The organism is Streptomyces sp. NBC_00083, assembly GCF_026343295.1.
Classification (GTDB): Bacteria; Actinomycetota; Actinomycetes; order Streptomycetales; family Streptomycetaceae; genus Streptomyces.
Window position 1 is genome coordinate 1985817 of the sequence record NZ_JAPELY010000001.1, and the last position, 21177, is coordinate 2006993.

Below are 21177 nucleotides of genomic sequence, written 5' to 3' on the forward strand. Positions count from 1 at the left end.
GAGGATTGTGATGAAGGCCCACGACGGCATGTACATCGACGGCGCGTGGCGAGCCGCGGCGGGCCGGGACGGCATCGCGGTGGTGAACCCGGTCGACGAACAGGTCATCGCCGAGGTCCCGGCCGGCAACGCCGAGGACATCGACGCGGCGGTACGCGCCGCACGCGCCGCCCTGCCCGCCTGGGCCGCGACCGCGCCGGCCGAGCGCGCGGCGAAGCTGACGGCGCTCCGCGACCGGCTGGCCGCCCGCAAGGACGAGATCGCCGAGACCATCGCCGCCGAACTGGGCGCCCCGCTGCCGTTCGCCCAGGCCGTCCAGGCGGGCCTGCCGATCGCGGTCGCCGGTACCTACGCCGAGCTCGCGGCCACGTACGCCTTCGAGGAGAAGGTGGGCAACTCCACGGTCTACCAGGAGCCGGTCGGCGTCGTCGGCGCGATCACGCCCTGGAACTATCCGCTGCACCAGATCGTCAACAAGGTGGCACCCGCGCTGGCGGCGGGCTGCACGGTCGTCCTCAAGCCCGCCGAGGACACGCCCCTGACCGCGCAGCTCTTCGCCGAGGCGGTGCACGAAGCAGGCCTGCCCGCCGGTGTGTTCAACCTCGTCACCGGCCTCGGGCCGGTCGCCGGCCAGGCGCTCGCCGAGCACGAAGGCGTCGACCTCGTCTCCTTCACCGGCTCCACCGCGGTCGGCAAGCGGATCGGCGCGACCGCCGGCGCCGCGGTCAAGCGCGTCGCCCTCGAACTGGGCGGCAAGTCCGCCAACGTCATCCTGCCCTCGGCCGACCTCGCGAAGGCGGTCAACGTCGGCGTCGCCAACGTCATGAGCAACTCCGGCCAGACGTGCAGCGCCTGGACGCGGATGCTGGTCCACGCCGGCCAGTACGACGAGGCCGTCGAGCTGGCCACCGCCGCCGCGGCCAAGTACACGGTCGGCGACCGCGTCGGCCCGCTCGTCAACGCCAAGCAGCGCGAGCGCGTGCGCGGCTACATCGACACCGGGGTGGGGGAGGGCGCCCGCATCGTCGCCGGCGGCCCGGACGCGCCGCTGGAGCGGGGCTACTACGTGGCGCCGACGGTCTTCGCGGACGTCACGCCCGAGATGACGATCGCCCAGGAGGAGATCTTCGGCCCCGTCGTCTCGCTCATCAAGTACGAGGACGAGGACGACGCCCTGCGGATCGCCAACGGCACGGTGTACGGGCTGGCCGGCGCGGTCTGGGCGGGCGACGAGGCGGAGGCCGTCGCCTTCGCCCGCCGCATGGACACCGGCCAGGTCGACATCAACGGCGGCCGCTTCAACCCCCTTGCCCCGTTCGGCGGTTACAAGCAGTCGGGGGTCGGCCGCGAACTCGGTGTGCACGGCCTGACCGAGTACCTCCAGACGAAGTCGTTGCAGTTCTGAGCCGTCCGCTTGCCACCGCTTTTCCACCGCTCGCCCAGGAGTCAAGCCCACCATGGTCCGTGCCGCCGTACTGCCCGCCGTCGGTGCTCCGCTGGAGATCACCGACATCGAACTCCCCGCGCCCGGCCCCGGCCAGGTGCGGGTCCGCCTGGCCGCCGCCGGGGTCTGCCACTCCGACCTCTCCCTCACCAACGGCACCATGGGGGTCCCGGTGCCGGCCGTCCTCGGCCACGAGGGCGCGGGAACGGTCGTCGCCGTCGGCGAGGGCGTCACCTCCGTCGCGCCCGGCGCCGAGGTCGTCCTCAACTGGGCCCCGTCCTGCGGCAGTTGTCACCCCTGCACGCTCGGTGAGGTGTGGCTCTGCGTCAACGCGCTGAACGGCGCGGCCTCGGTGTACGCGCGCACCGCCGACGGGACGGAGCTCCACCCGGGCCTGAACGTCGCCGCGTTCGCCGAGGAGACCGTCGTGGCGGAGAACTGCGTGATCCCGCTCCCCGCCGGCATTCCCCTCACCGAGGCGGCCCTGCTGGGCTGCGCGGTGCTCACGGGGTACGGCGCGGTCCACCACTCGGCGCGGGTGCGGCAGGGCGAGACGGTCGCGGTGTTCGGCGCGGGCGGGGTGGGCCTGGCCACGCTCCAGGCCGCGCGGATCGCGGGCGCGGGCCAGATCATCGCGGTCGACGTCTCCCCGGACAAGGAGGAGCTGGCCCGCAAGGCCGGCGCCACCGACTTCGTCGTGGCGTCCGACACCACGGCCAAGGACATCCGCCGGCTCACCGGCGGTCAGGGCACCGACGTGGCCGTCGAATGCGTGGGCCGCGCGGTGACCATCCGTACGGCGTGGGAGTCGACCCGGCGCGGCGGCCGCACGACGGTCGTCGGCATCGGGGGCAAGGACCAGCAGGTCACCTTCAACGCCCTGGAGATCTTCCACTGGGGCCGCACCCTGGCGGGCTGCGTCTACGGCAACAGCGACCCGGCGAAGGACATCCCGACCCTGGCCGCCCACATCCGGGCGGGCCGCCTGGACCTCGCCACCCTGGTCTCCGACCACATCCCCCTGGAATCCATCCCGGCGGCCTTCGACAACATGCTCGCCGGCAAGGGCGGCAGGGCGCTGGTGGTCTTCTAGCCCCGCGGATCGGGGAGCCCGGCACCGATAGGGGCGCGGGGAACTGCGCGCCCAGCCAGGGACGGCCCGCAGCCGGGCAACGGCACGTCACCCAACCTCAGTTGACCCGCTCCGCCGCCCCGCCGGAGGCGCCCGCCGCCTCGCCCGACGGCGGGGGCACCGGGGCGGGCCCCGGTACGGGAGCGGCCCCGCGCACCCGGGCCCGCGAGCGCGAAACCCCCACCCCCGCAAGGCACACCGCGCCGCCCACCAGCGTCAGCGCCCCCGGCACCTCATCGAGCACCGCCCACGACATCAGCACGACCAGCGCGGGCACCACGTACGTGGTCGCCCCCATCCGGCTCGCCGGGGTACGGGCCAGCGCATACGCCCACGTGGTGAAGGCGAGCGCGGTGGGGAACACGCCGAGGTACACCATGTTGAGCGTCGCCGAGGCGGGGGCGCGCCCCGCTTCCGACACCAGCTGACCGCTGAACGGCAGACAGGCCACCGCCCCCACCAGGCAGCTGAAGAAGGTGACTTGGAGCGGGCTGCCGTGGCGCAGCGCCGGCTTCTGCAGCACGACCCCCGCCGCGTACGTCGCCGCGGCGAACAGGCACAGCACCACGCCGAGTACGGACGCGTGCCCGTCGCCCGACATCGAGAGCCCGACCGCGACCGCGCCGACGAACGAGACCGCCATGCCGGCGATCAGCCGCGGCGGCAGCGCCTCGCCGAGGAAGCGCGAGGCGAGCAGCGCCATGAGGATGGGGCCGATGTTCACGATCATCGCGGCGGTACCCGCATCGACCTGCTGCTCACCCCAGTTGAGGGCCACCATGTAGCAGGCGAACCACAGCACGCCGCAGGCCACGATGCCCGGCCAGGCGGCCCGCGGCGGCAGCCCCTCGCGGCGTATGAGGAGCAGGATGCCGAGCACGACGGTTCCGGCGAGCAGCCGGCCCAGGGCGAGCGCGCCGGGGGAGTAGGCGGCTCCGGCGCTGCGGATGGACACGAAGGCAGAGGCCCACAGCACCACGGAGACACCCGCGGCGACGAGGGCGAGCCGAGCGGAACGGTGCTCGGAGGGAGAGTTCGTCATGCGAGGACAGTAGGCACAGGACGCCTCCGGCCTCCCGCAATTTCATCCGGGCCCCGGACCCGGAGCGCCGTGCCCCCGGCCGGCACGAGGCCCGTCAGCCCCCGAGCGCCTCGTACTGCAGCGCGAGCCCGTCAAGCAGCGCACGGAGCCCCGTCTCGAAGGCGCCCTCGTCGATCTCCTCCTGCCGCTCGGCGAGGAGGTGCGCCTGCCCGAGGTGCGGGTAGGCCGCCGGGTCGTACGCCGCCTCGTCGTCCACGAAACCCCGCGCGAAGGAGCCGAGCGCCGAGCCCATGATGAAGTACCGCATCAGCGCGCCGATGCGGGTCGCCTGGGCGGGCGGCCAGCCCGCCGCGACCATCGCGCCGAACACGGCGTCCGCGAGCCGGAGCCCCGCGGGGCGGCGGCCGGGGCCCTGCGCCAGCACCGGAACGATGTGGGGGTGCCGGGTCAGGACCGCGCGGTAGGCGACGGCCCAGTCGTGCAGCGCGGAGCGCCAGTCGCGGCCGTCGCCCTCGTCGAACATCGCGAGGTCGACCTGGGCGGACGTGGCGTCGGCGACCGCCTCCAGGATCTCGTCCTTGGTGCGGAAGTGGTTGTAGAGCGAGGGCCCGCTGACCCCCAGCTCGGCGGCGAGCCGGCGGGTCGACACGGCCGCGAGGCCCTCCGCGTCCACGAGCGCGCTCGCCGCCGCGACGATGCGGTCGGTGCTCAGGAGGGGCTTGCGCGGTCGGGCCATGCGGCACATAGTAGGCCTGCCAACCGAAAACTAGCAGTGGTAATTAAATTTGGGGTGCAGGGACATGAACCTGGAGCTGAGCGAGGAACAGGAAGCCGTCCGCCGGCTCGCCAAGGAGTTCGTCGACCGCGAGATCACCCCGCACGTCGTCGACTGGGACCGCTCCGAGAACGTCGACAAGGCGGTCGTGAAGAAGCTCGGCGCGCTCGGCTTCCTCGGCCTCACCATCGACGAGGAGTACGGCGGCTCCGGCGGCGACCACCTCGCCTACTGCCTGGTCACCGAGGAGCTCGGCCGGGGCGACTCCTCGGTCCGCGGCATCGTCTCGGTCTCGCTCGGCCTCGTCGCCAAGACGATCGCGTCCTGGGGGGACGAGGGGCAGAAGCGCGCGTGGCTGCCGCGGCTCACCTCCGGTGAGGCCATCGGCTGCTTCGGCCTCACCGAACCCGGCACCGGCTCCGACGCGGGCAATCTGACGACCAGGGCGGTCCGCGACGGCGACGACTACGTCATCGACGGCGCCAAGATGTTCATCACCAACGGCACCTGGGCCGACGTGGTGCTGCTCTTCGCCCGTACCAATGACACCCCGGGTCACCGCGGCGTCTCCGCCTTCCTCGTCCCCACCGACACGCCGGGCCTCACCCGCCGCACCATCCACGGCAAGCTCGGCCTGCGCGGCCAGGCCACCGCCGAGCTGGCCCTCGATGGCGTACGGGTCCCGGCGAGCGCCCTCCTCGGTCCCGAGGGCAAGGGCTTCTCCCTTGCGATGTCCGCGCTCGCCAAGGGCCGGATGTCGGTCGCCGCCGGCTGCGTCGGCATCGCCCAGGCCGCCCTGGACGCGGCCGTCCGGTACGCCGGTGAGCGCGAGCAGTTCGGCAAGCCGATCGCGCACTACCAGCTCGTACAGGAACTGATCAGCGACATCTCCGTCGATGTCGACGCGGCCCGGCTGCTCACCTGGCGGGTCGCCGATCTCGTCGACCGGGGCCAGGAGTTCGCGACCGCCGCCTCCAAGGCGAAGCTGTTCGCGTCCGAGGCCGCCGTGCGCGCCGCCAACAACGCCCTCCAGGTCTTCGGCGGCTACGGCTACATCGACGAGTACCCGGTGGGGAAGCTGCTGCGCGACGCCCGCGTGATGACCCTGTACGAGGGCACCAGCCAGATCCAGAAGCTGATCATCGGCCGTGCCGAGACCGGGGTCTCGGCCTTCTGAACCTCCGGCCCGGCGTCTGAGTACGGAGTGAGTACGAGAGCGGATGTGGCACGTGCCACATCCGCTCGATGCTGTCTGCCATGAGTGAGACACAGGTCAAGCAGCAGAACACCGGGGCCTACTACGGTCAGGCCGTCGCCGCCTTCGCCATCGCGCTCGGCGCCACCGCGGTCGGCATCCTCCGCCTCCAGGCCGACGCCTGGGTGCGCGCCTTTCTCGCCATGGCGGTCCTCTACCTCGTGACGTCCGCCTTCACCCTGGCCAAGGTGGTCAGGGACCGGCAGGAGGCCGGCCAGATCGTCAGCCGCGTCGACCAGGCCCGGCTGGAGAAGCTCCTCGCCGAGCACGACCCGTTCCAGAAGCTCTAAGCGCTTGCTCACCCTCGGGGTATGGTGTTCGTCCTGCTGAACGAAGCGCGGACGGACGAGAGGGGCGAGCGATGGGCATGGCTGACGTGACTGACGAGACGGCCGGCGGCGAGGAGAAGCCCTGGGGCGAGGTCACGCCCGAGGCCGCCAGGAGGCTGCTCGTCGCCGCCGTCGAGGCCTTCGCCGAGCGCGGCTACCACGCCACCACGACCCGGGACATCGCGGGCCGGGCCGGCATGAGCCCGGCCGCGCTCTACATCCACTACAAGACCAAGGAAGAGCTGCTCCACCGGATCAGCCGGATCGGCCACGACAAGGCCCTGGAGATCCTCCAGTCCGCGGCCGACGGCGAGGGCGGCGCCGCCGACCGGCTCGCCGCGGCGGTGCGCTCCTTCGTCCGCTGGCACGCGGGTCACCACATGACGGCCCGCGTGGTCCAGTACGAACTCGACGCGCTCGGCGCCGAGCACCGCGCCGAGATCGTGGAGCTGCGCAGGCAGAGCGACGCCGCGGTGCGCCGCATCCTCAACGAGGGTGTGGCGGCGGGCGAGTTCGACGTGCCGGACGTGCCGGGCACCACGCTCGCCGTGCTCTCGCTCTGCATCGACGTGGCCCGCTGGTTCAACACCGAGGGCCGCCGCACGCCCGACGAGGTCGGCGCGCTCTACGCCGGCCTCGTGCTGCGCATGGTGGGCGTCCAGAGGTGATGCGGCCGGGCCCGGCCCGCCGCGAGCGGGGCGGGCCGGGCCCGGGACGGTCACGACCGCCCGGCGGGACCGCTCAGAAGAAGTAGCGCGAGACCGACTCCGCCACGCACACCGGCTTGTCGCCGCCCTCGCGCTCCACGGTGACCTTCGCGGTGACCTGGACGCCGCCGCCCGCCGCCACGACCTCCGCCAGCTCGGCCGTGGCGCGCAGCCGTGAGCCGACCGGTACGGGCGCGGGGAAACGGACCTTGTTGGTGCCGTAGTTGATGCCCATCTTCATGCCCTCGACGCGCAGCACCTGCGGGACCAGCGTCGGCAGCAGGGAGAGCGTGAGGTAGCCGTGCGCGATCGTCGTCCCGAACGGTCCGGAGGCGGCCCGCTCCGGGGCGACGTGGATCCACTGGTGGTCGCCCGTGGCGTCGGCGAACAGGTCGATCCGCTTCTGGTCGATCTCCAGCCAGTCGCTGTGCCCGAGCTGCTCGCCGACACCGGCCTCCAGCTCTTCGGCGGACGTGAAGATCCTCGGCTCTGCCATGTCCCTGGTCCCTGCCTCTCGCGACGCTCTCGCGGTCATGTCCAAGCGCTTGCTCAGCTAGCTCAGCATGGTTGGGGCCGCCGGTCCTGTCAACGACGTACGGGGCGGGAGGGCAGCGGGCGGGCGGTGGGCGGCGGGGGTGCGGCCAGTAGGGTTCGAGGGGTGCCGCAGATTCCAGAGAAGGTCCACGAGCTCACGGTCGGGCAGCTGTCCGCGCGCAGCGGGGCAGCCGTCTCCGCGCTGCACTTCTACGAGTCCAAGGGCCTCATCAGCAGCCGCCGCACCGCGGGCAACCAGCGCCGCTACGGCAGGGACACCCTGCGCCGCGTCGCCTTCGTGCGGGCCGCGCAGCGCGTGGGGATCCCGCTGGCCACGATCCGGGACGCGCTGGCCGAGCTGCCCGAGGAGCGCACCCCCACACGGCAGGACTGGGCGCGGCTCTCCGAGACCTGGCGCTCCGAACTCGACCGCCGCATAGAGCAGTTGGGCCGTCTGCGCGATCACCTCACGGACTGCATCGGCTGCGGCTGCCTCTCCCTGGACAACTGCGTCCTGTCCAACCCGGACGACGTGTTCGGCACCGGCCTCACCGGCTCCCGCCTCCTGGCCGAGCGCAGGACCTGACGGACCCCGCCGAGGCGCCGGGCCGCCGGAGCAGCGCCGCCGTCACCAACTCGGCGTTGGAACGGGCGGGTCGGCCGTCCGGCAGCACCAGGACGTCCTCCAGGCCGATCCGGGTGTCGAGCCCCAGCCGTCGTGCCAGACGCAGCACCGGCCAGGCGCCGTCGTCCTCGCCGTGCAGGAGCACGGGCCGGCCGTGTGCGGTGCCCAGATCGGCGAGGAGGGCACGGGCCGCGGCCTCGGCGGTTCCCGTCGCCGCCCCGGTCACCTCGGCGAGCACGCGCAGCACCCTCGGCGCGCGGGGCGAGGCCAGGAAGCGGCGGGCGCCGTCCGTGCCGGACCAGATGCCCGCCTCGACGCCCACGCCGCGGTCGAGCAGCGCCGCCGCCACCTCCTCCGCACCGTCCTCGTGCCAGTTGACCGAGGCGTGGTCGGGCAGCACCGTCCAGGACCGTACGCGCTCCACCCGCCGGGCCGGGTCCGGCTCGGCCCAGGCGCCCGTGGTCACCCCCACCGGAGCCCGCACCGCCGCCCGTATCGCCTCAAGGGCCGGGCCCACCACGCGAGGAGAGAGCGAATCGCTTCCGCAGGGCGTCTTGGGATGGACATGGATCTCGGCGGCTCCGGCGGCCACGGCTGCCGCCGCCGACTCGGCGAGGGCGGCCGGGGACAGCGGAACCGCCGGGCCGTCCGCCGCGTTCCGCGCGCCGTTCAGACAGACCTGGACCATCGCTCCGGCGGGCCGCACGGGGGAGAGCCGGCCCGCTGGAGCGCGCCTCACGCCACCGATGCCAGTACTCCGCGCCGCGCCGCCTTGGCCCGCGCCAGGGCCTCGCAGGTCAGCACCGGCTGCGGCACCAGGATTCCGCACCCCGAGCAGACCGGTCCGAACCAGGGCTCGTGGTCGAGGTCCTGGCTCCACACCAGACGGCTCTCGTCGCACACCGGGCAGTGGGTGCCGGGCTCGGCCCGCAGCGCCGAGATCATGCGGCCGAGCACCTCGGCCAGCGGTTCGTCGGGATGGGTCCCGGGGTCGTCGCACCACGCCACCCCGAAGCCGCCCCAGGTGCGCCGGTGCCAGTCGTCGAAGGAGCCCGGCCGGCGCAGCCCGGCGTGCTTCTCGCGCTTCCTGCGCTGGGCGAACTCCACTTCGTAGGCGAGCCAGACGGCCCGTGCCGCCTCCAGCTCGTCGAGCGCGGCCACCAGCCGCGCCGGATCGGGCGCCCGGTCCTCGGGCCCGATCCGGTGCCTGCCGCACAGATGGTCCCAGGTCGCCCGGTGCCCGTAAGGGGCGAACCGCTCCAGACACTTGCGCAGCGAGTACCGCCGCAGTGCGAGATCGTTGCGCGGGTCTCGCACCTGTCTTGCCAGACTGCGGAAACCAGCCATGGCCCTGCCACCTCCGTCGCTCGTACTTCGGCGTCGAGGAATGGACGTACCCGAAGGCGATCCGGCTCCATCGAATTTCCGATGACGTCCATTACGGGGGTTTCGCCTACCCTGTCCCAAGGGTTGGAATCGGTTTCTCACGAACTCCTCAGAACGTGGCCCATATGCAGCGGTCGCCCCGCCGACCTGCTGGAACGGCCGAAGTGCCAGGCGGAAGCCGGGCCACGGGAAGATCTCCGGGCCGTACGGGACCAGACCCCGGGCACAACCGGAATCCCTTCAACCGGTGTGTCAACCAGGGGAACTCGGGCACCAGGGACGCGTCCGGTATTCCTCCGCCCCACGGGACCGCGCCGCGGCCCGGAATGCGTACGCGCGCCGGCGGAGGCCGAAAGGGCACACCCTCCGCAGGGCTTCCGTCGTGATCGCGAGGACGATCGGGCGGGCATGTGCGGGCGTGTGGGGATTCGGAGAAGGTGACGCATGTTCACCTTACGCGGCGTCGTACTCCTGAGTAGCCTCCCGCGCATCGGCCCCCACTAGGAGCGCGCATGCGACGACGCACCGCAAGGCTCAGAACCGACCGCCAACCATCCCGTGCAGCCAGGGGACTTCGGCGCCTGACGGGCAGTACCGGACGGGGCAGGGCCGCCGCCTGCGCCGCCACCGTCACCGCCCTCTGCGCCGCCCTGCTCGGCCCCGTGGTGCCGGCCGGCGCCGCCGAGCCCACCGACGGCGACCACTGCCAGGGGCAGTGCTCCGACATCCTGCCGCCCGGCGCCAACGGCAACGCCACCCTCGCCGAGATCCTCGCCAACAAGGTGTTCGGGACCCACCCCGCCCACAGCGACGACGAACTCGGCAAGTACGACGCCCTGGTGGCGGGCCAGTCCTCGCTCACCGACGACAAGCTCAACACCTTCTTCAACGACGCCTCCTTCGGCGTCCCGAACGGGCAGGCCCAGTCGGCCACTTCGCCCCGCCCCGACGTCGCCATCACGCGCGACAAGGCGACCGGCGTCCCGCACATCAAGGGCACCACCCGGTACGGGACCGAGTACGGCGCGGGCTACGCGGCCGGGCAGGACCGGCTCTGGCTCATGGACCTCTTCCGCCACATCGGGCGCGGCGAGCTGACGTCCTTCGCGGGCGGCGCCCTCGCCAACCAGGGCCTTGAGCAGGAGTTCTGGCCGCAGGCCCCGTACACCGAAGCCGATCTCCAGGCGCAGGTCGACCGCATCCGCACCGCCAACGGCGCCCGCGGCGAACAGGCCATGGCCGACGCACAGGCGTACGTGGACGGCATCAACGCCTACGCCAAGCAGTCCAAGGACGGCCGCTACTTCCCCGGCGAGTACGTCCTCACCGGCAAGATCGACGCCATCACCAACGTGGGGGAGATCCAGCCCTTCAAGCTCACCGACCTGATCGCGCTCGCCTCCGTGGTGGGCGGCCTCTTCGGCGGCGGCGGGGGCGGCGAGGTGCAGGCCGCGCTCTCGCTCCAGGCCGCGCAGGCCAAGTACGGCCTGGCCGACGGCACCAAGGTCTGGGAGTCCTTCCGCGAGCGCAACGACCCCGAGGCCGCGCTCACCGTCCACGACGGCACCAGCTTCCCGTACGCGGGCAAGCCGGCCGACGCCAAGGGCGCCGCGATGCCCGACCCGGGCTCCGTCGTCCCCGAACAGCTCGTCTACGACCGCACCGGATCGGCGGTCACCGGCGCCAAGGCCGACGTGAAGGTGCCGCAGAAACTGAAGCCGCTCAAGGGCATGTACGACAGCGGGGCGCTGCCCGGCGTCGACCTCGGCAAGCCGCGCGGCATGTCCAACGCCCTGGTGGTCTCCGGCTCGCACACCGCGAGCGGCAACCCCGTCGCGGTGTTCGGACCCCAAACCGGCTATTTCGCGCCACAGTTGCTGATGCTCCAGGAGATCCAGGGGCCCGGCATCAGCGCCCGGGGCGCCTCCTTCGCCGGCGTCGGCATGTACGTCCAGCTCGGCCGCGGCCAGGACTACGCCTGGTCGGCCACGTCGGCGGGCCAGGACATCACCGACACCTACGCCGTGGAGCTCTGCCAGGACGCCACCCACTACCTCTACCGCGGCGTGTGCACGCCCATGGAGAAGATGGAGAAGACCAACTCCTGGAAGCCGACGGTCGCCGACACCACCGCGGCCGGCTCCTACCGGATGCAGGTCTGGCGCACCAACTACGGCATCGTCACCGACCGCGCCACCGTCGGCGGCAAACCCGTCGCCTACACCTCGCTGCGCTCCACCTACCGGCACGACGCCGACTCGATCATCGGGTTCCAGATGATGAACGACCCCACGTTCGTCAAGGACGCCAAGACCTTCCAGCAGGCGGCCCAGTCCGTCGACTACACCTTCAACTGGTTCTACGCGGACTCCCGCACCGCCGCCTACTACAACAGCGGCCTCAACCCGGTGCGCAACCCCTCGGTCGACGCCTCGCTGCCCGTCATGGCCGAGCAGGCCTACGAATGGCAGGGCTTCGACCCCGCGGCCAACACGGCGGCGTACACCCCGCCCGCCCAGCACCCCCAGTCCGTCGGCCAGGACTACTACGTCTCCTGGAACAACAAGCAGGCCAAGGAGTACTCCACGGCCGGCTTCGGCGACGGCTCCGTGCACCGCGTCAACCTGCTCGACGACCGGGTCAAGGCGCTGGTCGCACAGGGCGGTGTCACCCGCTCCTCGCTCACCCGGGCGATGGCCCAGGCCGCCGTCACCGACCTGCGCGGCGAGGACGTCCTGCCCGAGCTGCTCAAGGTGGTGCGCAGCGCGCCCGTCACCGACCCGCAACTCTCCACCGCCGTACAGCAGTTGGAGTCGTGGCAGGCCGACGGCACCCAGCGCCGCGAGACCGCGCAGGGCTCGCACACCTACACCCATCCCGACGCGGTGCGTCTGATGGACGCGTGGTGGCCGCTGCTGGTGGAGGCCGAGTTCCGTCCCGGGCTCGGTGACCCGCTCTACTCCGCCCTCACCGCCAACCTCGGCATCGACGAGGCTCCGTCCGCCGGTCACGGCCCGACCGGCTCGCACGCCGGTTCCGCCTTCCAGTACGGCTGGTGGAGCTATGTCGACAAGGATCTGCGCACCGTGCTCGGGGAGCCGGTGCAGGGGCCGCTGGCCCGCGCCTACTGCGGCAGCGGCCAGGTGGACGCCTGCCGCGAGAGCCTGCTCAGCACTCTGAAGCAGGCCGCCGCCAAGACCCCGGCCCAGGTCTATCCCGGGGACGCCGGCTGCAAGGCCGGTGACCAGTGGTGCGCCGACTCCATCGCGCAGCGCCCGCTCGGCGGCATCACGCAGTCCACGATCAACTGGCAGAACCGGCCGACCTATCAGCAGGTCGTCGAGTTCCCCAGCCACCGCTAGGAGGTGTCCGGCCGCGGGTCAGATCGTCACGATCCGGCCCGCGGCCAGCACCACCCTCGCCAGCTCCGGGTGGCAGATGTCGCTGTGCGCGCCCGTGGGCGGCCCGCCGCTCTTCACCACCGCGGCGGCGTCGACGCTCACGCACCCCGAATCGGGCACGCCGTCGCGCAGCGCCTCGGCCAGGGTCAGCGTGGTGCAGGGGCTCACGGCCTGGATCCCGTCGTGGCCGATCGCCCACCACCGCCGGTCCAGGCCCGGCAGGGCGCTCGCATAGTCGCCGGAGAGTGCGGACGCCAGCGGGTAGATGACGCCGAGCGCGGTGTCGAAGTGCGAGTAGCAGGAGACGACCGGCCCGTCGAGCCGTGCCTGTGCGTCGCTCAGGGCGCCCGCTCCGGTCAGGCCGTCCGGCAGCCGTTCCGCGAAGACGTAGTGCGAGAAGGCCCCTTCGAGCAGGGTCACCGACTTGAGATTGCGCGCCCCCTGCGGCAGCCCCTTCAGCGCGAACGCGACCAGCCGCGCGCCCTGGCTGTGCCCGACGACGTGCACCCGCAACTCCGGCCGTACGCGCGCCAGTTGGCCGATCAATGGCCCGAGGCCGTTCTGCCCCACGGTGCCGGCGCGGTGCTTCATCTCGTAATAGGTCGTCTGGCGCAGCACCTCCTTCGCGCCGTTCCAGAGGTGCTTGAGCGAACCGCCGATCGAGAACGAGGGGCCGGGCGGTCCCGGGCGTACGGCCATGCCGGTCTCGGCCAGCGCCGCCGTGAACCTCCGGCACAGCTCCACCGCGGAGTCCGTCAGGAGTGCGGGCGCGACGCCGGGGGCGTTCTCAAGGGCCAGGTCGCCGCCCGGCCCGGCGGGGCCCGTGGCCGTGACCAGGTTCCGGGTCAACCGCCCGAAGTCCGTGAACGCCGCTTCGGAGTCGGGCTGTTCACGGAGGTAGGACGCGATCGTGTCGAGGGCCGCGTCCTGGCCGGGGAAGAACCCCTTGAGCGCCGAGACGGTCGCGGGGTCGAGGCCGGGGCCGGGGGCGGGCGGGTCCGCGGTGGCGTGCGGGAAGTCGGGGATGGTCTCGTCGGTGAAACGGATCGAGGGCCAGGTCACGCCGCCGTACGCGAGCCGCACCCCGGGCGAGCCGGCGAGGAGCGGGGGGAACGCGGCGAAGAACGCCCGGTACAGGCTCCGTGCGGTGGTGGGGGTGTTGTTCCAGCCGTGCGCGAACAGCACCAGATCCGTGGCGTCCACGCCGGTCAGGGCGGCGCGTTCGGCGGGATCGGCGTCGCCGTCCGCGTCGAAGGTGATCTCCCGGTACGGCTCGACCCCGATGTCCGTCATGACCCGACCTCCGGTCCGCTCGACGATGAGCGTTCCCCATCGTCCTGCGGCTGCACCGGCCTGGCCATATGCGGGACGGCACGGCTTGGCTCAGCGGTACATCAAGTACTTCGCGCGTACGGTACGGAACGCCGCGAGCCCCGGCTGCCAGGCGGCCACGATCTCGTCCGTGTCCGCCCCCGCGTCGATCATCGTCCGCACCAGGGCCGAGCCGGTGAGCTTGTCGATCCAGTGGTCCGCGCGCCAGGCGAAGCCGCTCCACACCCGCTTCGCGGTGACGAGCAGCGCGATGCCGGTGCGTACGGGGTCGAACAACTCCCGCTCATGGACGTGGAGTTGGACGCCGCCGACGGTTTTGCCCGCGAACTTGGAGAACGTCGGCGCGAAGTACGCCTCGCGGAACCGGACGCCGGGCAGCGCCAGTTCGTCGAGCGCGGCTGCCCAGCGGTCGTCGATCCCCTCGGCGCCGAGCAGCTCGAACGGGCGGGTCGTGCCGCGCCCCTCCGACAGGTTGGTGCCCTCGAAGAGGCAGGTGCCGGAGTAGACGAGGGCGGTGTCGGGCGTCGGCATGTTGGGGCTCGGCGGCACCCAGGGCAGGCCGGTGGCGTCGAAGAAGTCCGAGCGCCGCCAGCCGGTCAGGGCGACGGTCGTGAGCCGCACCCTCCCGCCGAGGAACTCGGCGTTGAAGAGCCGGGCCAGTTCGGCGGCGGTCATGCCGTGCGCCTGGGCGATGGGCTGCCGCCCGACGAACGTCGCGAACGCCGGGTCCAGAACCGGGCCGTGTGCCGCGCGGCCCGTCACCGGGTTGGGCCGGTCGAGGACGACGAACCGCTTGCCGGCGAGGGCGGCGGCCTCCATGCAGTCGTACAGGGTCCAGATGTAGGTGTAGAAGCGGGCGCCGACGTCCTGGATGTCGAAGAGGACGGTGTCGACGGCGGAGGCGGTGAAGACGTCCGCGAGGGTCCGGCCGCTCTTGGTGTACGTGTCGTACACGGGCAGCCCCGTCGCCGGGTCGTCGTAGCGGCCCTCGGAGCCGCCGGCCTGGGCCGTGCCGCGGAAGCCGTGCTCGGGGCCGAAGACGGCGGTGAGCTCTACGCGGGGGTCCTGGTGCATGAGGTCCACGACGTGGCGTACGTCGCGGGTCACGCCGGTGGGGTTGGTGACGATGCCGGTCGCCTGGCCGGCGAGGGGTGCGTGGTGGTGCGGGGCGCGGTACGGAGCGCGGTCGTGCCTGCGGCGACGGTTGCGGTTGCCGTGCCGGTCAGCAGGGTGCGTCGGGTGAGGCTCATACGACTCCCTCCGGGGGTTGAAGCCCCCAGCGTGCCAGCCCCACCCCCCTGGGGCTCCGCCCCGAACCCCGTTTCGCCCTCAAACACCGGACGGCCTGAGGCGGCCCATGCCGGCCGGCGCCGAGTAGTCGAGGGGCGCCGCACCCGTAAGCGGGGTTGCCGGGGCTCCGCCCCAGACCCCGTTCGCGCCTGAAGGCCGCTCGTCCTCAATCGCCGGACGGGCTGAAGATGCCTGGACCAGGCGCCCTGCCAAGGTGGACCCACCTGGGGGCGCGGGGAACTGCGCGACCAGCCACGCACGGTCCGCAGACGTAAGCCGGGGTTCCTGGGGCTCCGCCCCAGACCCCGTTCGCGCCTGAAGGGCGCTCGTCCTCAATCGCCGGACGGGCTGGGGTGGCCCGCACTGGGCATGCCGCCGAGATCGACCCCCCTGGGGGCGTGGGGAACGGGGGGTTCCCCCCGTACATACCGACCGGTTAGTCTGCCGGAGGCAATCGCAGAGAGGCGGGTCTGAAATGAGCACGGCACAGACGCAGCACGGCACCGCCGTGGTGGTCACCGGCGCGGGCGGCGGCATCGGCGCGGCCCTCGCACGCAGATTCGCGAGAGAGGGCGCCCGCGTCGTCGTCAACGACCTCGACGCCGACAAGGCCCGCCGCACCGCCGAGGAGATCGGCGCGATCGCCGTCCCCGGCGACGCCTCCACCGTCGTCGCCGCCGCCCGCGACGCCCTCGGCGGCCGCATCGACGTCTACTGCGCCAACGCCGGCCTCGGCTCCGGCGGTTCGGAGGCGGCCCCGGAGGACGTGTGGGCCGCGGCGTGGGACGTCAATGTGATGGCCCACGTCCGCGCGGCCCGCGAACTCCTGCCGGACTGGCTGGAGCGCGGCAGCGGACGCTTCGTCTCCACCGTCTCCGCCGCCGGACTGCTCAGCATGATCGGCGCGGCTCCGTACAGCGTCACCAAGCACGGCGCGCTCGCCTTCGCCGAGTGGCTCTCGCTCACGTACCGGCACCGGGGCGTCCACGTCCACGCGATCTGCCCCCAGGGCGTCCGCACCGACATGCTCGCCGCGACCGGCACCGCGGGCGACCTCGTGCTCAGGCCCACCGCGATCGAGCCGTCCGAGGTCGCCGACGCGCTCTTCGCCGCGATGGCCGATGATCGCTTCCTGGTGCTGCCGCACCCCGAGGTGGCGGACTATTACACCGCCCGCGCCGCCACCCCGGACCGCTGGCTGACCAGCATGAACCACCTCCAGCAGAAGTGGGAGACGGACGCCGGATGACCTCGATCTACGCGGCCAAGCCCTGGCTCGCCCAGCTCAGCGCGGCCCAGCGGGCGGACATCGACCCGCCCGGTACGGTCCTCGACTCCTTCCGCGCCGCCGTCGCCCGTGCCCCCGAACACACCGCGCTCGCCTACTTCGACGGCCGCCTCGGCTATCGGGAGGTGGACGAGCTGTCCGACTCGGTGGCAGGACACCTCGCCGCCCGCGGCCTCCGCCCCGGCGAGCGCGTCGCGCTCATGCTCCAGAACACCCCGCACTTCGTGATCGCCCTGCTCGGCGCGTGGAAGGCCGGCGCCGTCGTCGTGCCGCTCAACCCCATGTACAAGGCGGGCGAGGTCGCCCACGTCCTGCACGACGCCGATGTCGCCGCGCTGGTCTGCTCCGACCGCGCCTGGGCGGAGTACCTGCGCGACACCGCCGCCGACTCCCCGGTCCGCATCGCGCTCACCGCCTGCGAACTCGACCTCCAGACCCGCAACGACCAGCGTGTCCTCGGCTTCGAGCGGCTGCCGGTGCCCGCGGGCGCCGACGACCTCGTCACCGTCGCCCGGATGGGCCTTGCCGCACCGGGGGAGAGCCGGATCGCGGGCGACGACACGGCGTTGATCAGCTACACGTCCGGCACCAGCGGCACCCCCAAGGGGGCGATGAACACCCACCGCGGCATCACCTACAACGCGGAGCGCCAGCGCACCGGGCATCCGGTCGCCGAGGGCTCGGGCTACTTCGCACTCGCGCCGCTCTTCCACATCACCGGCATGGTCTGCGAGCTCGCGACCTGCATCGCCAACGCCGGCACCCTGATCCTCACCTACCGCTTCCACCCGGGCGTCGTCCTCGACGCCTTCGCCGAGCACCGCCCCGCCTACACCGTCGGCCCCTCCACGGCGTTCATGGCGCTCGCCGCCACCCCCGGCGTCACCCGCGACCACTTCGCCTCGTTCGAGCTGATCTCGTCGGGCGGCGCCCCGCTGCCGCCCGCGCTGGTGGAACGGTTCCGCGCGGGGTTCGGTCCGTACATCCGCAACGGCTACGGCCTGACCGAGTGCACCGCCCCCTGCGCCTCCGTGCCGCCCGAGAAGGAAGCGCCGGTCGACCCCGTCTCCGGCACGCTCTCCGTCGGCGTGCCCGGTCCCCAGACGGTCGTACGGATCGTCGACCTCGAAGGCAACGAGGTGCCCTTCGGCGAGCAGGGCGAGATCGTGGTGAGCGGACCCCAGGTGGTGCCCGGTTACTGGCGCCGCCCCGACGCCACCGCCGAGGCGTTCCCCGACGGCGAGCTGCGCACCGGCGACATCGGCTTCATGGACCGCGACGGCTGGCTGTACGTCGTCGACCGCATGAAGGACATGATCAACGCGTCCGGCTTCAAGGTCTGGCCGCGTGAGGTGGAGGACGTCCTCTACACACACCCGGCGGTGCGCGAGGTGGCCGTCGTGGGCATCCCCGACGCCTACCGCGGCGAGAGCGTCAAGGCGTACGTCTCCCTGCGCCCCGGCGCCGAAGCGGACCCGGCGGAACTCGCCGCGTACTGCAAGGAGCGGCTCGCGGCCTACAAGTACCCGCGCGAGGTGGAGATCCTGGCGGAGCTTCCCAAGACGACGAGTGGGAAGATCCTCAGGCGGGAGCTGCGCACCCAGGCGTAACTCCCGGGTGCCGGCAGGTACCGACACAGCAGGACCGGAACAGGGCGGGGGCCCAGGCCCCCGCGCACGTACGACAGAAAGGTGGCGGCGATGGCCAAGGCGACGGACACAAGCGGCACCACCCCCGTCCCCCAGCGGCTGCTCGCCGCCGCCACCCGCCTCTTCGCGGAGAACGGCTACGACCGCACCTCCGTGCAGGAGATCGTGGAGGCGGCGGGGGTCACCAAGGGCGCGCTCTACCACTACTTCGGCTCCAAGGAGGACCTCCTCCAGGAGGTGTACGCCCGGGTGCTGCGCCTCCAGCAGGAGCGGCTCGACGCGTTCGCCGGCGCGGACGCGCCGATCGAGCAGCGGCTGCGCGAGGCGGCCGCCGACGTGGTGGTGACCACCATCGACAACCTCGACGACGCCGCGATCTTCTTCCGCTCGATGCACCAGCTCAGCCCCGAGAAGAACAAGCAGGTCCGCGCCGAGCGGCGGCGCTACCACGAGCGGTTCCGCGCCCTCATCGAGGAGGGCCAGGCCGCCGGGGTGTTCTCGACCGCGACCCCGGCGGACCTGGTGGTCGACTACCACTTCGGCTCGGTCCACCACCTGTCCACCTGGTACCGGCCGGACGGGCCGCTCACCCAGCAGCAGGTCGCCGATCACCTCGCCGACCTGCTGCTGCGCGCGCTGCGGCCCTGAACTCCCGCTCCGCTACAGGTACTTCTTCAGCTCGCGGCGGGCCAGCGAGCGCTGGTGCACCTCGTCGGGGCCGTCCGCGAGCCGCAACGTCCGTGCCGCGGCCCACAGTTCGGCCAGCGGGAAGTCCTGGCTCACCCCGCCCGCGCCGTGCAGCTGGACCGCGTCGTCGATGATGCCGACCACGGTGCGCGGGGTGGCGATCTTGATGGCCTGGATCTCGGTGTGCGCGCCGCGGTTGCCCACGGTGTCCATCAGCCAGGCCGTCTTCAGGACGAGCAGGCGCAGCTGCTCGACCGCGACGCGCGCGTCCGCGATCCACTCCTGCACCACGCCCTGCTGGGCGATCGGCTTGCCGAACGCCGTACGGGACACGGCCCTGCGGCACATCAGCTCGATGGCCCGCTCGGCCATCCCGATCAGCCGCATGCAGTGGTGGATCCGGCCGGGCCCGAGGCGCGCCTGCGCGATGGCGAAGCCGCCGCCCGCCTCGCCGACCAGATTGCCCGCGGGCACCCGGGCGCCGTGGAAGACGACCTCCGCGTGGCCGCCGTGGGAGTGGTCCTCGTAGCCGTACACCTGCATGGCCCGGCGGATCTCCACGCCGGGGGTGTCGCGCGGGACCAGGATCATCGACTGCTGGCGGCGCACATCGGCGTTGCCCGGGTCGGTCTTGCCCATCACGATGAAGATCGCGCAGTCCGGGTTCATCGCGCCGGAGATGTACCACTTGCGGCCGGTGATGACGTAGTCGTCGCCGTCCCGTTCGATCCGCGTCTCGATGTTGGTGGCGTCGGACGAGGCGACCTCGGGCTCGGTCATCGCGAAGGCCGAGCGGATCTCCCCGGCGAGCAGCGGCTCCAGCCACCGCTTCTTCTGCTCGTCCGAGCCGAACTGCGCCAGCACCTCCATGTTGCCGGTGTCGGGGGCCGCGCAGTTGAGGGCGGTCGGCGCCAGGTGCGGGGAGCGGCCGGTGATTTCGGCGAGCGGGGCGTACTGGAGGTTGGTGAGTCCGGCTCCGTGCTCCGCGTCGGGCAGAAAGAGGTTCCACAGGCCCTGGCGGCGCGCCTCGGCCTTGAGGTCGGCCACGATCCCCGGGGTGTCCCACGGCGAGGCGAGCAGGGCGCGCTGTTCGTGCGCGGTGGCCTCGGCGGGATACACGTACTCCTCCATGAAGGCGAGGAGCCCGGTCCGCAGTTCTTCGGTGCGGGCGTCGAATGCGAAGTCCATGGCGGGGGTTCAGCCTTCCTGAAGGGTGGTGAGACCGTGCTCGATGAAGACGGGGACCAGCTCGCCGATGCGGTCGAACCCGGCGCCCACGGTCTGGCCGAGGGTGTAGCGGTAGTGGATGCCTTCGAGGATCACGGCGAGCTTGAACCAGGCGAACGCCGTGTACCAGGAGATGGCCGAGGTGTCGCGGCCGGAGCGGGCCGCGTAGCGCTCGATCAGCTCGGCGGGGGAGGGGTGGCCCGGGGCGCCGGCCGTGGTGGAGACCGGCGAGTGGGGCAGGTCCAGCTTCGCGCTGTACATGACCAGCAGCCCGAGGTCGGTCAGCGGGTCGCCGAGGGTGGACATCTCCCAGTCGAGCACCGCCTCGATGCGGTCGCCCTCGCCGATCAGGACGTTGTCCAGGCGGTAGTCGCCGTGCACGACGGCCGGCGCGGGCGAGGCCGGCAGATCGCGCCCGAGGGCGGTGTGCAGTTCGTCGATGCCGGCGAGTTCGCGATTGCGGGAGGCGTCGAGCTGCTTGCCCCAGCGCCGCAGCTGCCGGTCGAGGAAGCCCTCGGGCCGCCCGAAGTCCCCGAGGCCGACCGCTTCCGGGTCGACGGCGTGCAGCTCGACCAGCGTGTCCACCAGGGAGAGCACGGCGGCCCTGGTCCGCGCGGGGCCGAGCGGGGCGAGCTGCTCGGCGGTGCGGTAGGGCGTGCCGGCCACGTACTCCATGACGTAGAACGGGGAGCCGAGCACCGACTCGTCCTCGCAGAGCAGCACCGGCTCGGGCACCGGGACGGCCGTCGGGTGCAGGGCGCTGATCACCCGGTGCTCGCGCCTCATGTCGTGCGCGGTGGCGAGCACATGGCCGAGCGGCGGGCGGCGTACGACCCACTGGCCTGCGCCGTCGGTGACGACGTAGGTCAGGTTCGACCGGCCGCCCTCGATCAGGCGGGCGCTGAGCGGTCCGCTCACGAGGCCCGGACGCGCGCGGTCCAGATGGGCCCGCAGCCGCTCCGGATCGAGGCCTGGCGGGGGGACTGCGCTCATGTTCGGCACCTCCACGGCGGGGTCGGTCATCGTGTAAGCGAACACGCTACCGACCAGTCGGTATGCCGTCCAGACCGGACC

19 protein-coding genes are annotated in these 21177 nt (G+C 72.4%); 10 read left to right on the forward strand and 9 right to left on the reverse strand.

The window, feature by feature from the left end; genetic code table 11:
- The first annotated feature begins 10 nt into the window (after nt 1-10).
- Nucleotides 11-1405, forward strand: coding sequence for an aldehyde dehydrogenase family protein (locus tag OOJ98_RS08695; RefSeq protein ID WP_267054046.1), 1395 nt, complete (start codon nt 11-13; stop codon nt 1403-1405).
- Between the two features lie 52 nt (nt 1406-1457).
- On the forward strand, nt 1458-2537 hold the full coding sequence (locus tag OOJ98_RS08700) for a Zn-dependent alcohol dehydrogenase (protein ID WP_267054047.1): 1080 nt from the start codon (nt 1458-1460) through the stop codon (nt 2535-2537).
- Nucleotides 2538-2634: 97 nt separating this feature from the next.
- On the opposite strand, the gene OOJ98_RS08705 is transcribed toward OOJ98_RS08700, so the two are convergent.
- Nucleotides 2635-3618 carry a DMT family transporter gene (locus tag OOJ98_RS08705; protein ID WP_267054048.1) on the reverse strand — a complete coding sequence of 328 codons (984 nt, stop codon included), beginning with the start codon at nt 3616-3618 and terminating at the stop codon, nt 2635-2637.
- A gap of 94 nt (nt 3619-3712) precedes the next feature.
- A complete protein-coding gene (locus OOJ98_RS08710) occupies nt 3713-4354 on the reverse strand; it encodes a TetR/AcrR family transcriptional regulator (protein WP_267054049.1) in 642 nt (213 codons plus the stop codon).
- 64 nt (nt 4355-4418) lie between these two features.
- Here OOJ98_RS08710 and OOJ98_RS08715 point away from each other — a divergent pair, with 64 nt between their 5' ends.
- From OOJ98_RS08715 to OOJ98_RS08725, 3 genes are all read left to right on the forward strand, one after another.
- The gene (locus OOJ98_RS08715) at nt 4419-5570 is read left to right on the forward strand and encodes an acyl-CoA dehydrogenase family protein (protein ID WP_267054050.1); all 1152 of its coding nucleotides are present in this window, start codon (nt 4419-4421) and stop codon (nt 5568-5570) included.
- 80 nt (nt 5571-5650) lie between these two features.
- Nucleotides 5651-5938, forward strand: coding sequence for a YiaA/YiaB family inner membrane protein (locus tag OOJ98_RS08720; protein ID WP_267054051.1), 288 nt, complete (start codon nt 5651-5653; stop codon nt 5936-5938).
- Between the two features lie 77 nt (nt 5939-6015).
- A complete protein-coding gene (locus OOJ98_RS08725; RefSeq protein ID WP_267054052.1) occupies nt 6016-6645 on the forward strand; it encodes a TetR/AcrR family transcriptional regulator in 630 nt (209 codons plus the stop codon).
- A gap of 73 nt (nt 6646-6718) precedes the next feature.
- Here OOJ98_RS08725 and OOJ98_RS08730 read toward each other — a convergent pair whose 3' ends face one another.
- Entirely contained in the window at nt 6719-7180 is a 462-nt protein-coding gene (locus tag OOJ98_RS08730) for a MaoC family dehydratase (RefSeq protein WP_267054053.1), read from the reverse strand.
- A gap of 162 nt (nt 7181-7342) precedes the next feature.
- Between OOJ98_RS08730 and soxR the strand changes: the two genes are divergently transcribed.
- Nucleotides 7343-7804, forward strand: a complete 462-nt coding sequence (gene soxR, locus OOJ98_RS08735) for a redox-sensitive transcriptional activator SoxR (protein ID WP_267054054.1) — start codon at nt 7343-7345, stop codon at nt 7802-7804.
- Here soxR and OOJ98_RS08740 read toward each other — a convergent pair.
- Nucleotides 7767-8531, reverse strand: a complete 765-nt coding sequence (locus OOJ98_RS08740; RefSeq protein ID WP_267055566.1) for a 3-keto-5-aminohexanoate cleavage protein — start codon at nt 8529-8531, stop codon at nt 7767-7769. The genes soxR and OOJ98_RS08740 overlap by 38 nt on opposite strands.
- A gap of 47 nt (nt 8532-8578) precedes the next feature.
- Nucleotides 8579-9190, reverse strand: coding sequence for a hypothetical protein (locus OOJ98_RS08745; protein WP_267054055.1), 612 nt, complete (start codon nt 9188-9190; stop codon nt 8579-8581).
- 551 nt (nt 9191-9741) lie between these two features.
- Here OOJ98_RS08745 and OOJ98_RS08750 point away from each other — a divergent pair.
- On the forward strand, nt 9742-12591 hold the full coding sequence (locus tag OOJ98_RS08750) for a penicillin acylase family protein (protein WP_267054056.1): 2850 nt from the start codon (nt 9742-9744) through the stop codon (nt 12589-12591).
- A gap of 18 nt (nt 12592-12609) precedes the next feature.
- Here OOJ98_RS08750 and OOJ98_RS08755 read toward each other — a convergent pair whose 3' ends face one another.
- Together OOJ98_RS08755 and OOJ98_RS08760 are read right to left on the reverse strand one after the other, a co-directional pair.
- On the reverse strand, nt 12610-13923 hold the full coding sequence (locus OOJ98_RS08755) for a serine-threonine protein kinase (protein WP_267054057.1): 1314 nt from the start codon (nt 13921-13923) through the stop codon (nt 12610-12612).
- 90 nt (nt 13924-14013) lie between these two features.
- The gene (locus OOJ98_RS08760; protein ID WP_267055567.1) at nt 14014-15090 is read right to left on the reverse strand and encodes a DUF1343 domain-containing protein; all 1077 of its coding nucleotides are present in this window, start codon (nt 15088-15090) and stop codon (nt 14014-14016) included.
- Between the two features lie 637 nt (nt 15091-15727).
- Here OOJ98_RS08760 and OOJ98_RS08765 point away from each other — a divergent pair.
- The 3 genes from OOJ98_RS08765 to OOJ98_RS08775 all read left to right on the forward strand — a co-directional run bounded on the left by OOJ98_RS08765 (nt 15728) and on the right by OOJ98_RS08775 (nt 18837).
- On the forward strand, nt 15728-16501 hold the full coding sequence (locus tag OOJ98_RS08765) for an SDR family oxidoreductase (RefSeq protein WP_267054058.1): 774 nt from the start codon (nt 15728-15730) through the stop codon (nt 16499-16501).
- On the forward strand, nt 16498-18150 hold the full coding sequence (locus OOJ98_RS08770) for a class I adenylate-forming enzyme family protein (RefSeq protein WP_267054059.1): 1653 nt from the start codon (nt 16498-16500) through the stop codon (nt 18148-18150). The genes OOJ98_RS08765 and OOJ98_RS08770 overlap by 4 nt, the downstream gene beginning before the upstream one ends.
- A gap of 90 nt (nt 18151-18240) precedes the next feature.
- Complete coding sequence (locus tag OOJ98_RS08775; RefSeq protein ID WP_100577030.1) at nt 18241-18837, forward strand: TetR/AcrR family transcriptional regulator; 597 nt, start codon at nt 18241-18243, stop codon at nt 18835-18837.
- A 12-nt stretch (nt 18838-18849) separates the two neighbouring features.
- Here the strand turns inward: OOJ98_RS08775 and OOJ98_RS08780 are convergent, their stop codons facing one another.
- On the reverse strand, nt 18850-20064 hold the full coding sequence (locus OOJ98_RS08780) for an acyl-CoA dehydrogenase family protein (protein WP_267054060.1): 1215 nt from the start codon (nt 20062-20064) through the stop codon (nt 18850-18852).
- A gap of 9 nt (nt 20065-20073) precedes the next feature.
- Nucleotides 20074-21096 (reverse strand): phosphotransferase family protein, encoded by a 1023-nt coding sequence (locus OOJ98_RS08785; RefSeq protein WP_267054061.1) that lies wholly within the window; start codon nt 21094-21096, stop codon nt 20074-20076.
- Between the last annotated feature and the right edge of the window lie 81 nt (nt 21097-21177).

Bases quoted from the DNA above. Each gene is read 5' to 3' on its own strand.
- OOJ98_RS08695 (WP_267054046.1), top strand. From the start codon at position 11: ATGAAGGCCCACGACGGCATGTACATCGACGGCGCGTGGCGAGCCGCG.
- OOJ98_RS08700 (WP_267054047.1), top strand. From the start codon at position 1,458: ATGGTCCGTGCCGCCGTACTGCCCGCCGTCGGTGCTCCGCTGGAGATC.
- OOJ98_RS08705 (WP_267054048.1), bottom strand. From the start codon at position 3,618: ATGACGAACTCTCCCTCCGAGCACCGTTCCGCTCGGCTCGCCCTCGTC.
- OOJ98_RS08710 (WP_267054049.1), bottom strand. From the start codon at position 4,354: ATGGCCCGACCGCGCAAGCCCCTCCTGAGCACCGACCGCATCGTCGCG.
- OOJ98_RS08715 (WP_267054050.1), top strand. From the start codon at position 4,419: ATGAACCTGGAGCTGAGCGAGGAACAGGAAGCCGTCCGCCGGCTCGCC.
- OOJ98_RS08720 (WP_267054051.1), top strand. From the start codon at position 5,651: ATGAGTGAGACACAGGTCAAGCAGCAGAACACCGGGGCCTACTACGGT.
- OOJ98_RS08725 (WP_267054052.1), top strand. From the start codon at position 6,016: ATGGCTGACGTGACTGACGAGACGGCCGGCGGCGAGGAGAAGCCCTGG.
- OOJ98_RS08730 (WP_267054053.1), bottom strand. From the start codon at position 7,180: ATGGCAGAGCCGAGGATCTTCACGTCCGCCGAAGAGCTGGAGGCCGGT.
- OOJ98_RS08740 (WP_267055566.1), bottom strand. From the start codon at position 8,531: ATGGTCCAGGTCTGTCTGAACGGCGCGCGGAACGCGGCGGACGGCCCG.
- OOJ98_RS08745 (WP_267054055.1), bottom strand. From the start codon at position 9,190: ATGGCTGGTTTCCGCAGTCTGGCAAGACAGGTGCGAGACCCGCGCAAC.
- OOJ98_RS08750 (WP_267054056.1), top strand. From the start codon at position 9,742: ATGCGACGACGCACCGCAAGGCTCAGAACCGACCGCCAACCATCCCGT.
- OOJ98_RS08755 (WP_267054057.1), bottom strand. From the start codon at position 13,923: ATGACGGACATCGGGGTCGAGCCGTACCGGGAGATCACCTTCGACGCG.
- OOJ98_RS08765 (WP_267054058.1), top strand. From the start codon at position 15,728: ATGAGCACGGCACAGACGCAGCACGGCACCGCCGTGGTGGTCACCGGC.
- OOJ98_RS08770 (WP_267054059.1), top strand. From the start codon at position 16,498: ATGACCTCGATCTACGCGGCCAAGCCCTGGCTCGCCCAGCTCAGCGCG.
- OOJ98_RS08775 (WP_100577030.1), top strand. From the start codon at position 18,241: ATGGCCAAGGCGACGGACACAAGCGGCACCACCCCCGTCCCCCAGCGG.
- OOJ98_RS08780 (WP_267054060.1), bottom strand. From the start codon at position 20,064: ATGGACTTCGCATTCGACGCCCGCACCGAAGAACTGCGGACCGGGCTC.
- OOJ98_RS08785 (WP_267054061.1), bottom strand. From the start codon at position 21,096: ATGAGCGCAGTCCCCCCGCCAGGCCTCGATCCGGAGCGGCTGCGGGCC.